The sequence below is a fragment of the Streptomyces sp. NPDC003697 genome, from assembly GCF_053587115.1.
In genome coordinates, this window is record NZ_JBSFNN010000044.1 from 44,005 (window position 1) to 54,671 (window position 10,667).

General features: G+C 72.4%; 11 protein-coding genes. All 11 read right to left on the reverse strand.

Annotation, left to right across the window (positions count from 1 at the left end; translation table 11 throughout):
• Window positions 1-128 precede the first annotated feature (128 nt).
• On the reverse strand, window positions 129-668 hold the full coding sequence (locus tag ACWDNY_RS18875; RefSeq protein WP_451646896.1) for an adenine phosphoribosyltransferase: 540 nt from the start codon (window positions 666-668) through the stop codon (window positions 129-131).
• Window positions 665-1,783 (reverse strand): protein translocase subunit SecF, encoded by a 1,119-nt coding sequence (gene secF, locus ACWDNY_RS18880; protein WP_451646897.1) that lies wholly within the window; start codon window positions 1,781-1,783, stop codon window positions 665-667. The genes ACWDNY_RS18875 and secF overlap by 4 nt, the downstream gene beginning before the upstream one ends.
• A 1-nt stretch (window position 1,784) precedes the next feature.
• Window positions 1,785-3,578, reverse strand: a complete 1,794-nt coding sequence (gene secD / locus ACWDNY_RS18885; protein WP_451646898.1) for a protein translocase subunit SecD — start codon at window positions 3,576-3,578, stop codon at window positions 1,785-1,787.
• Between the two features lie 129 nt (window positions 3,579-3,707).
• Window positions 3,708-4,205: a preprotein translocase subunit YajC gene (gene yajC / locus ACWDNY_RS18890; protein ID WP_451646899.1), complete on the reverse strand. Its 498-nt coding sequence runs from the start codon at window positions 4,203-4,205 to the stop codon at window positions 3,708-3,710.
• A gap of 166 nt (window positions 4,206-4,371) precedes the next feature.
• A complete protein-coding gene (gene ruvB, locus ACWDNY_RS18895; protein WP_451646900.1) occupies window positions 4,372-5,466 on the reverse strand; it encodes a Holliday junction branch migration DNA helicase RuvB in 1,095 nt (364 codons plus the stop codon).
• A 132-nt stretch (window positions 5,467-5,598) separates the two neighbouring features.
• Window positions 5,599-6,204 (reverse strand): Holliday junction branch migration protein RuvA, encoded by a 606-nt coding sequence (gene ruvA / locus ACWDNY_RS18900; protein WP_451646901.1) that lies wholly within the window; start codon window positions 6,202-6,204, stop codon window positions 5,599-5,601.
• The gene (gene ruvC / locus ACWDNY_RS18905; RefSeq protein WP_451646902.1) at window positions 6,201-6,785 is read right to left on the reverse strand and encodes a crossover junction endodeoxyribonuclease RuvC; all 585 of its coding nucleotides are present in this window, start codon (window positions 6,783-6,785) and stop codon (window positions 6,201-6,203) included. The genes ruvA and ruvC overlap by 4 nt, the downstream gene beginning before the upstream one ends.
• A gap of 136 nt (window positions 6,786-6,921) precedes the next feature.
• A complete protein-coding gene (locus ACWDNY_RS18910) occupies window positions 6,922-7,674 on the reverse strand; it encodes a YebC/PmpR family DNA-binding transcriptional regulator (RefSeq protein WP_451646903.1) in 753 nt (250 codons plus the stop codon).
• Window positions 7,675-7,756: 82 nt separating this feature from the next.
• A complete protein-coding gene (pdxT, locus tag ACWDNY_RS18915; protein WP_451646904.1) occupies window positions 7,757-8,365 on the reverse strand; it encodes a pyridoxal 5'-phosphate synthase glutaminase subunit PdxT in 609 nt (202 codons plus the stop codon).
• Window positions 8,366-8,417: 52 nt separating this feature from the next.
• The gene (gene pdxS / locus ACWDNY_RS18920; protein ID WP_451646906.1) at window positions 8,418-9,266 is read right to left on the reverse strand and encodes a pyridoxal 5'-phosphate synthase lyase subunit PdxS; all 849 of its coding nucleotides are present in this window, start codon (window positions 9,264-9,266) and stop codon (window positions 8,418-8,420) included.
• Between the two features lie 215 nt (window positions 9,267-9,481).
• Window positions 9,482-10,024 carry a hypothetical protein gene (locus tag ACWDNY_RS18925; protein ID WP_451646905.1) on the reverse strand — a complete coding sequence of 181 codons (543 nt, stop codon included), beginning with the start codon at window positions 10,022-10,024 and terminating at the stop codon, window positions 9,482-9,484.
• Window positions 10,025-10,667: the final 643 nt, after the last annotated feature.

A 10,667-nucleotide genomic window follows, 5' to 3' on the forward strand; every position in this document is an offset into this window, starting at 1 on the left:
CAAACGCACGGGACGGGCGCCGGATTCCTCCGGCGCCCGTCCGTGTGGTGTCCCGCGGGTGTTCCGCGGCTCGCGCGGGACGCCCGCACCAGCGGCCGGCCGGACCCGGGGGCCCGGGGCCGGGCGGGTCAGAGCGTGAGCAGCGCCTCCAGCGGCGCGCCCGCCAGCGCCGGCTCCAGGCGGGCTCGGCCGCCGAGGAAGCCGAGCTCCATGAGGACCGCTACGCCCGCGACCTCGGCGCCCGCCCTGCGGATCAGCTCGATCGACGCCTCGGCGGTGCCGCCGGTGGCGAGGACGTCGTCGACGACCAGGACGCGGTCGGCGGCGGTCAGGTCCTCGGCGTGCACCTCGATCTCGGCGGAGCCGTACTCCAGGTCGTACGCCTGGCGGAGGGTGGCTCCGGGGAGCTTGCCCGCCTTCCGCACGGGGATGAAGCCGAGGCCCGCGCGGACGGCGACCGGGGCGCCGAGGATGAAGCCGCGGGCCTCCAGACCGACGACCTTGGTCGCGTCCTGCCGGGTGGCGACGTCCGCCAGGGCGCCGGTGAGCGCGGTGAACGCCGACGGGTCCGCCAGGAGCGGGGTGATGTCCTTGAACACCACCCCCGTCTCCGGGTAGTCCTCCACGTCGCGGATACGGCTGAGCAGGAGCTCCTGGATGTCGGTCATCGGCGCTTTCCGGAAGGTCGGCCGCGGCCCCGGCTCCGGGACGCGGGCTGCTGGCGCGGGCCCGCGAAGGCGGGGGCGGCGTCGTCGGTGTCGTCGTCGCCGGGCACGCCCGCGGACTCGGCGTCCAGGGGCTCGCCCTTGGCGGCCGCCTGGGCCCGCTTGGCGAGCACGCGCCTCCTGAGCGCCTTCATCTGCGGCTCGCGCTCCTTGAGGTCGGCTACGAGCGGCGTGGCGATGAAGATCGAGGAGTACGCACCGGCCGCGAGGCCGACGAACAGCGACAGCGAGATGTCGTTGAGCATGCCCGCGCCGAGGACGCCACCGCCGATGAACAGCAGGCCTGCCACCGGCAGCAGCGCGACCACCGTGGTGTTGATCGACCGCACCAGGGTGCCGTTGATGGAGCGGTTGGCGATGTCGCTGTACGTCCAGCGGGTCTGCCTGGTGACGTCCCTCGTCTGCTCCTTCAGGCTGTCGAAGACGACGACCGTGTCGTAGAGCGAGTAACCGAGGATCGTCAGCAGACCGATCACGGTGCCCGGCGTCACCTCGAAGCCGACGAGGGCGTAGATGCCGGTGGTGATGGTGATGTCGTGGATCAGGGCGACGAGGGCCGCGAGGGCCATGCGCCACTCGAAGGCGATCGCCAGGTAGATCACCACGAGCACCATGAAGATGGCGAGGCCCTGCCAGGCCTTGTTGGCGATCTGCTCACCCCAGCTGGGGCCGACCAGGTCGGCGTTGATCTTCTCCGCGTCGACCCTGAGGTCCTTGGCCAGCGCGTCCTTGATCTGGTCCGACTTGTCGGTGTCGATACCGGCGATCTGGATGCGCAGGCTGCCGTCGCCCAGCTTCTGGACGATCGCGTCGTGGCCGGAGGCCTCCTCCGCGTACGTCTCGGCCTGGGGCACCGAGACGCTCATGCCCTTCGGTGTGGTGAAGACCGCTCCGCCCTGGAACTCGATGCCCATGTTCAGGCCGCGCACCGCCAGGCCGAGGATGGCCGTGATGGTGATCAGGATGGAGACGCCGTACCAGATCTTGCGGTTGCCGACGAAGTCGTAGCCGACCTCGCCGCGGTGCAGTCGGGCGCCGAGGTTGCCGAGCTTCGACATCTCACGCCTCCTTCGTCTCGACGGGGCCGGCGGCCGGACGGGATGGACGACGGGTGCGGCGCAGCGGCGGCTTGGCACCCAGGCGCTGGGGGTCCAGACCGGACCAGCTGTGGCCCTGTCCGAAGAACTTCCTGCGGGCCAGGACCGTCAGCAGCGGCTTGGTGAACAGGAAGACGACGACCACGTCGAGGAGTGTGGTCAGACCGAGCGTGAACGCGAACCCCTGGACCTTGCCGACGGTGACGATGAAGAGAACCGCGGCGGCCAGGAACGACACGAAGTCGGACACCAGGATGGTGCGCCGCGCGCGCGGCCAGCCGCGCTCGATCGCCGGGCGCAGCGAGCGGCCCTCGCGGAGCTCGTCCCGGACCCGTTCGAAGAACACGATGAACGAGTCCGCGGTGATGCCGATCGCGACGATCGCGCCGCAGACGGCCGGCAGGTTGAGCGCGAAGCCGATGGCCGGGCCGAGCAGCGCCATGATCACGTAGGTGAGGAGCGCGGAGACCAGCAGGGAGGCGACGGCGATCATGGCCAGGCCGCGGTAGTAGACCACCAGGTAGATGACCACCAGGGCGAGGCCGATGGCGCCCGCGATGAGGCCGGCGTGCAGCTGGTCGCCGCCGAGCGCGGCGGTGACGGTGGTGACGCTGTCCTCCTTGAAGGTCAGCGGCAGGGCGCCGTAGGACAGCATGTTGGCGAGGCTCTGTGCGGCCTGCTGGTCGAAGCTGCCGGAGATCTCCGCGTTGCCGCCGGTCAGCGCCTCGCGGACGTACGGGTCGGAGACGACCTCACCGTCGAGGACGATGGCGAACTGGTTCTGCGGGGACTGCTTCTGGGCGAGCTTGCCGGTGATGTCCGCGAACTTCTTGGCGCCCTTGGACGTGAAGTCCATGGTGACGGTCCAGCCGGCGGCGGTCTGCGTGTTGTAGACGGCCTGGGCCTTCTTGACGTCCGTACCGTCCACGGCGGCGGGGCCGAGGACGTACTTCTGCCACACGCCCTGGGAGTTCTTGCCGCAGGCGACGGTCGACTCGGTGGGCCGGGCGCCCTTGCCGGCGGTGGCGCGGACCGCTTCCTTGCTGCAGTCCAGCCCGGCGTACTCGGCCTGGAGCTTGCTGTCGGTGCCGCCGGCGGACGGGGTGGCGCCGGCGCCCGTCGGGTTGGGGGACGCCGAGCCGCCCGCCGACGGGGTGGCGTCCGCCGTCAGGCCGCCGGTGACCGCGCGGCCCTGCTGGGTCGGGCTCGCCGACGGGCTCGCGGAGGAGGTCGCCTTGTCGGCGCCCTTCCCGGTGGCCTTGTCGGCGCCCTTGTCGGTGGCCTTGTCGCCGGTCTTCCCCGGGGTGCCGGAGGAGGCGCTCGGCGTCGGGGTCGGCGTGGCGCCGCCGGAGACCTCGGTGGCGAGGACCGGACGGAAGTACAGCTTCGCGGTGGTGCCGACCTGTTCCCGGGCCTGCTCCGAGTTGGTGCCCTTGGGAATGTTGACGATGATGTTGCGGTCGCCCTGCGTCTGGACCTCGGCCTCCGAGACACCCAGACCGTTGACACGGCGGTTCATGATGTCGACCGCGGTGTCCATGTTGGTCTTGTTGATCGCGGCTTCCTGACCGCGCTCGGGGACCGCCCTCAGGGTGATGCTCGTACCGCCGGCCAGGTCGATGCCGAGACGCGGAGTGGTGTGCCCGGAGGCGAACATGCCTCCGGTGAGCGCCACGATGGCGATCAGGATGAGGGCCAGCGAGCGCCACGGCTTGCTCTGGGCGCTCCCGCTCCGGCCCTTCTTAGGTGCTGCCACCTTCTCTGACTCCCTCTCGGGCCGCCCCGCGCCGGGTGGGCCCGGTGGCGGCCATGACATGGTGTCGGAACCCCGTACGAAAAGCGCACCCCAGAGCGCGCGGCCCCTGCCGCGCGCCCTGGGAGGTGACTACTTCGTCTCGGAGTCGCCGTCGGTCTTCTTCGGCTCTTCGTTCGCCTTCGCCTCGGCGGCGGTGTCGACGGGCTCCTCGGCCGCGTCCTTCTTGCCGAGGTCGACCGGCTTGTCGTCGGAGGCGGCGGAAGCGTCGGCGGCGGGCTCGTCGGTCCCGGTGAGGGAGGAGGCGTCGTCGGGGACGACGCCGGCGTCGGACTTCAGGTCGTGCTCGATGCCGTGGACGATGCGGTTGTACTCGTCGTCGGACAGGACGGCGCCGATCGCGTTCTTCGCGAACAGCAGCTCCACACCCGGGCCCGCGTCGAGGAGGACCGTCTCGTCGCTGACATCCTTGACCGTCGCGTACATGCCCCCGATGGTGCGGACACCACTGCCGGGCTGCATCTGGTTCCGCATGTCGGCGGCCTGCGCCTGCTTCTTCTTGGCCGACCGGGTCATCAGGAACATGGCCCCGATGAGCACGATGAACGGGAGGAGGGTCACGAGACTCACGGGTCGGTACTTCCTTCACACGACCGCGTTGGTGGGCGGCCTTCTGGATGGGGGTGTAGGTGTGCTGCCGACTGGGGCGGCATCGGCGGAGTCTAAGCGAGTCCGCACACAAGGAACAACGCTCAGCATGGCACCTGGGTTCCTGCCCCGGCCACTGCGCGCGCCGTCACGCCCCGAACAGGTCCTGTTGTCCGTTTCCCGCAGCCGGCGCGCGGGGCGGGGTCAGACCGAGGTGTGCCCAGGCGGCGGGGGTGGCGACCCGGCCGCGCGGGGTGCGGGCGAGCAGGCCCTCCCGGACGAGGAAGGGCTCGGCGACCTCCTCGACGGTCTCCCGCTCCTCCCCCACCGCGACGGCCAGTGTCGACAGACCCACCGGGCCGCCGCCGAACAGCTTCAGCAGTGCCTGGAGGACCGCCCGGTCGAGCCGGTCGAGACCGCGGGCGTCCACCTCGTACACCGCGAGGGCGGCCGCGGCGATCTCCCTGGTGATCAGCCCGTCGGCCTTGACCTGGGCGTAGTCGCGCACACGGCGCAGCAGGCGGTTGGCGATGCGGGGCGTGCCACGGGAACGGCCGGCGATCTCGGCGGCGCCGTCGGCCTCGATCTCGACGTCGAGCAGGCTCGCCGAACGGTGGATGACGCGCTGGAGTTCGGTGGGCTCGTAGAACTCCATGTGCGCGGTGAAGCCGAAGCGGTCGCGCAGCGGGGGCGGTAGCAGGCCGGCGCGCGTGGTGGCGCCGACCAGGGTGAACGGGGGCAGTTCGAGCGGGATGGCCGTGGCGCCGGGGCCCTTGCCGACGATGACGTCGACCCGGAAGTCCTCCATCGCCATGTACAGCATCTCCTCGGCGGGCCGGGACATCCGGTGGATCTCGTCGAGGAAGAGTACCTCGCCCTCCTGGAGGGAGGACAGGATCGCGGCGAGGTCGCCGGCGTGCTGGATGGCGGGGCCGCTGGTGATGCGGATGGGGGCGCCCATCTCGGCCGCGATGATCATCGACAGGGTGGTCTTGCCGAGGCCGGGGGCGCCGGAGAGCAGCACGTGGTCGGCGGTGGCGCCGCGCGCGCGGGCGGCGCGCAGCACGAGGTCGAGCTGTTCGCGGACCTTCTCCTGGCCGATGAACTCACCCAGGTCCTTGGGGCGCAGGGCGGCCTCGACGGCCTGGTCCTCACGGTCGGCGACAGAACCCACCAGCCGCTCCGCGGCGGGGCCGGCGAGCGGCTCGGCGGCGGAGCTGTCGGTCGTGTCGTCCCAGTTCACTCGAGTTCTCCTAGCCGGGGTTGCCGGGTGCGTCGGTCGGGCGGGGCCCGGAGGGTGACCTTCCGGGAAGCGCGGCGCGCGGGGCGTTCCGAGGCCTCACGGCGGGGCCGCCGGCCCGCGGGCGGGCTGCGCTCAGCGGGCCCGGTTCAGGCTCTGCAGGGCCGCCTTGAGCAGCGCGCCCACCTGAGGGGTGCCCTCCGCTGCCTCGGCCTGCGGGGCGACGGCCGCCACGGCCTCGTCGGCCTCGCGGGTGGCGTAGCCGAGGCCGATCAGGGCGGCGTGCAACTGGTCGCGCCACCCGCTCGTCACGGCCGCGCCGACGGCGGGGGCGCCGACCGGCTCGCCGAGGCGGTCCTTCAGCTCCAGCAGCAGCTTCTGGGCGCCCTTCCTGCCGATGCCGGGGACGGCGGTGAGCGCCTTCTCGTCGCCGGTGGAGACGGCGCGGCGCAGGGCGTCCGGGCGGTGCACGGCCAGCATGGCCTGGGCCAGGCGCGGCCCGACGCCGCTCGCGGTCTGCAGCAGCTCGAAGATCTGGCGCTCGTCGTCGTCCGCGAAGCCGTACAGGGTGAGCGAGTCCTCCCGTACGACGAGGGAGGTGGCGAGCCTGGCCGGCCGGCCCACACGCAGCGCCGACAGCGTGTTCGGCGTGCACTGGACGGCCATGCCGACACCGCCCACCTCGACCACCGCGGCGTCGGGAGCGAGCGCGGCCACCGTGCCGCTGACGAAGGCGATCACGCGATACGCCCCTTCGACGTGTCGGATGCGTGCGACGGGTTCGGCGCCGTCGACGGGTTCGGTGCCGGCGCCGCCCGCAGGGCGACGGCCTGTTTCAGCCGCTGCTGGGCCGGGGCGCGCCAGATGTGGCAGATGGCGAGGGCGAGGGCGTCGGCGGCGTCGGCGGGCTTCGGTGGCGCGCTGAGCCGCAGCAGGCGGGTCACCATGGCGCCGACCTGCGTCTTGTCGGCTCGGCCGCTGCCGGTGACGGCGGCCTTCACCTCGCTGGGCGTGTGCAGGGCGACGGGAAGTCCGCGGCGGGTGGCGCACAGCAGCGCGACGGCGCTGGCCTGGGCGGTGCCCATGACCGTGCGGACGTTGTGCTGGCTGAAGACCCGCTCGACGGCGACGTACTCGGGCCGGAACTCGTCCAGCCACCGCTCGATGCCCTGCTCGACGGCGACCAGGCGGTGTCCCAGCTCCGCGTCCGCCGGGGTGCGGACGACGCCGACGCCGAGCATGGTCAGCGGGCGGCCCGCGACGCCCTCGACGACACCGACACCGCACCGTGTCAGCCCCGGGTCCACCCCCAGCACGCGCACGCGCGCCCCTTTCCTCGATCGCCTGTTTGTGCAGGCTATCGGGTGCCACTGACAACGGCGCACAGCGGCGCCGGACAGGGGGACGGGCCGACGGCTGCCCACCGCCGGCCCGTCGGGCCCGTCGAGCCGGCCGGCCTCAGGCGTCGACCTTCTCCATGACCTCGTCGCTGACGTCGAAGTTGGCGAAGACGTTCTGCACGTCGTCGCTGTCCTCCAGCGCGTCGATCAGCTTGAAGATCTTCTTGGCGCCCTCCTCGTCCAGCTCGACCTGCATGGTCGGGACGAAGTTGGCCTCGGCGGAGTCGTAGTCGATGCCGGCGTCCTGCAGGGCGCTGCGGACCGCGACCAGGTCGGTGGCCTCGCTGATGACCTCGAAGTTCTCGCCGAGGTCGTTGACCTCCTCGGCACCGGCGTCCAGCACGGCCCCGAGGACGTCGTCCTCGCCCAGCCCGCCCTTGGGCACGATCACGACGCCCTTGCGGTTGAACAGGTACGACACCGAGCCCGGGTCGGCCATGGAGCCGCCGTTGCGGGTCATGGCGACACGGACCTCGGAGGCGGCGCGGTTGCGGTTGTCCGTGAGGCACTCGATGAGCACCGCGACGCCGTTCGGACCGTAGCCCTCGTACATGATCGTCTCGTACTCGGCGCCGCCGGCCTCCAGGCCGGCGCCGCGCTTGACCGCGGAGTCGATGTTCTTGTTCGGGACCGACTGCTTCTTGGCCTTCTGGATGGCGTCGTACAGCGTCGGGTTGCCCTCGGGGTCCGCTCCGCCCATGCGGGCCGCGACCTCGATGTTCTTGATGAGCTTCGCGAAGAGCTTGCCGCGCTTGGCGTCGATGACGGCCTTCTTGTGCTTCGTCGTGGCCCATTTAGAGTGGCCGGACATCTGCCTGTCTCCTTCGCGTAACCCAGCTCTGCAACGAACTCCCCCGGCGCTTGTGGAGCCCGGGAGGTGCCCCCCGGAGATCCTACAAGGACTCCGCTGCCCGCTTCGCGCGCACCATGTCGACGAACAGGGTGTGCACGCGGTGGTCGCCGGTCAGTTCCGGGTGGAACGACGTGGCCAGGACGCCGCCCTGGCGGACCGCGACGATGTGGCCCTCGTGCTCGGCGAGCACCTCGGCCCCGGCGCCGACGGACTCGACCCACGGCGCGCGGATGAAGACGCCCTCCACGGGGTCGCCCTCGACGCCCTTGACGTCGACCGCGGCCTCGAAGGACTCGTTCTGCCGGCCGAAGGCGTTGCGGCGCACGATCATGTCGATGCCGCCGATGGTCTCCTGGCCCGAGCGCGGGTCGAGGATCTTGTCGGCGAGCATGATCATGCCCGCGCAGGTGCCGTAGACGGGCATGCCGTCGCGGACGCGCGCGCGCAGCGGCTCCATCACTCCGAAGAGGACGGCCAGCTTGGAGATGGTGGTGGACTCGCCGCCGGGGAGGACGAGGCCGTCGACCTCGGCGAGCTCTTCGGGGCGCCGCACCGGCCTGGCCACGGCGTCGGCCGCGGCCAGGGCGATGAGGTGCTCCCGTACGTCGCCCTGGAGGGCCAGGACGCCAATGACGGGTGCGTCGGTCATGTGTGTGCTGCAGTCCTTCGTACGTACGGCTTCACGGCCTCGGCGGCGTGGTTCACCAACCGCGGTTGGCGTAGCGCTCGGTCTCGGGGAGGGTGTCGCAGTTGATGCCGACCATGGCCTCGCCGAGGTTGCGGGAGGCGTCCGCGATGATCTTCGGGTCGTCGTAGAAGGTGGTGGCCTTCACGATGGCGGCGGCGCGCTTGGCCGGGTCGCCCGACTTGAAGATGCCGGAGCCGACGAAGACGCCCTCGGCTCCGAGCTGGCGCATCAGCGCGGCGTCGGCGGGGGTCGCCACGCCGCCGGCGGAGAAGAGGACCACCGGGAGCTTGCCCAGCTCGGCGACCTCCCTGACCAGCTCGTACGGGGCGCGCAGTTCCTTGGCGGCGGCGTACAGCTCGTGGTTGTCGAACCCACGCAGCCTGGCGATCTCGTTCTTGATCTGACGCAGGTGGCGGACGGCCTCGACGACGTTGCCGGTGCCGGCCTCGCCCTTGGAGCGGATCATCGCGGCGCCCTCGGCGATACGGCGCAGGGCCTCGCCGAGGTTGGTGGCACCGCAGACGAACGGGGTCGTGAACGCCCACTTGTCGGAGTGGTTGACCTCGTCGGCCGGGGTGAGGACCTCGGACTCGTCGATGTAGTCGACGCCGAGGGACTGCAGGACCTGGGCCTCGACGAAGTGGCCGATGCGGGACTTGGCCATCACCGGGATGGAGACGGCGTCGATGATGCCCTCGATCATGTCCGGGTCGGACATGCGGGCCACACCGCCGTCCTTGCGGATGTCGGCCGGGACCCGCTCCAGGGCCATGACCGCGACGGCGCCCGCGTCCTCGGCGATCTTCGCCTGCTCCGGCGTGACGACGTCCATGATCACGCCGCCCTTGAGCTGCTCGGCCATGCCGCGCTTCACGCGGGCGGTGCCGGTCTCGGGGGTCTGGTCGGAGTTGGGGATCGTGGTGGACACGAGGTGACCTCACTCGGGGGAAAGGCGATTGTTGCTCTCCCGAGGAAACGCGAGTGGACCAGGCCACAGCAAGGGCCAATGGCAAGCCGGTGGACCCTTTTCGGCCGGTGGCGGCCGAAACGCCCTCGTGGACGGCGCGCACGGAGGGCTCAGGCCCCCCGATCCACCAGGGCCGCGGGCGGCTCGTCGTCCATCTCGAAGGCCATCGGGAAGGGCGCGTGACCGGCCAGCCGGAACCAGCGCACCTTGCGGTGCTCGCGCAGCCTGCGGGCCGCCCCGACCGCGTCGTTGTGGAAGCGCCGGGCCATCGGGACCCTGCGTACGGCCTCGGTCAGCTCCCGGGCCGCGTCCTCTCCGCCGGGCGCCCCGCGGACCGCCTCGACCTGCGGTGCCTCCGCGAAGACGGCCCGCAGCGCCTGGCTCAGCTCGCTCTCGGCGACCTCCCGCTGCTCCTCCTCGGCCTGCCGGGCGGCGTGCGCGGCCTCGTACAGCACGATCGAGGCCGCCGGGTCGAGCACCCCGGAGGTGGCCAGTTCCTGGGCGACGGAGGCCCGGCGCAGCAACTGGGCGTCGAGCGCGGCGCGGGCGGCGTCGATGCGGGCGTGCAGGCGGTCCAGCCGGCCCGCCGTCCAGCTCAGGTACAGGCCGACGGCGACGAGCGCGACGAGGATCCAGACGAGGGTTGCGGTCACGGGCGGCAAGGCTACCGGGGCGGGCCACCGCGGCCGCGGGCGGTCCGGGCGTGGCCGGGGGGCGGCTCGCGGAGGGGGTTCCGGCCTCCCGGGCGCTGGTGCGCCGGGGGCCCCGGTGGTCCCGGGCCGCCGGCAGGGGGCGGCTGGTGTTGCCGGTACGGGCCACGGCCCCGGGGTCTCGGCCGACGATCCGGTGCAACCCGCTCTCCCGGCCGGCTCAGGCCGCCACCGGGCTCGCGAGGGTGCGGGGCCGGGCCGCGGGGTGCCCGTCCTCGGACCGGCGCGGATCGGGTCTCTCGCCGGCCGACGTTCCGGTGCAACCCGCTCTCCCGGCCGGCTCGGGCCGCCACCGGGCTCGCGAGGGTGCGGGGCCGGGCCGCGGGGTGCCCGTCCTCGGACCGGCGCGGATCAGGCCTCTCGCCGGCCGACGTTCCGGTGTAACGCGCTCTCCCGGCCGGCTCGGGCCGCCACCGGGCTCGGGGGGGACGGGGCCGGGCCGCGGGGTGCCCGTCCTCGGACCGGCGCGGATCAGGTCTCTCGCCGGGGAACCGGTGCAACCCGCTCTCCCGGCCGGCTCAGGCCGCCACCGGGCTCGCGAGGGTGCGGGGCCGGGCCGCGGGGTGCCCGTCCTCGGACCGGCGCG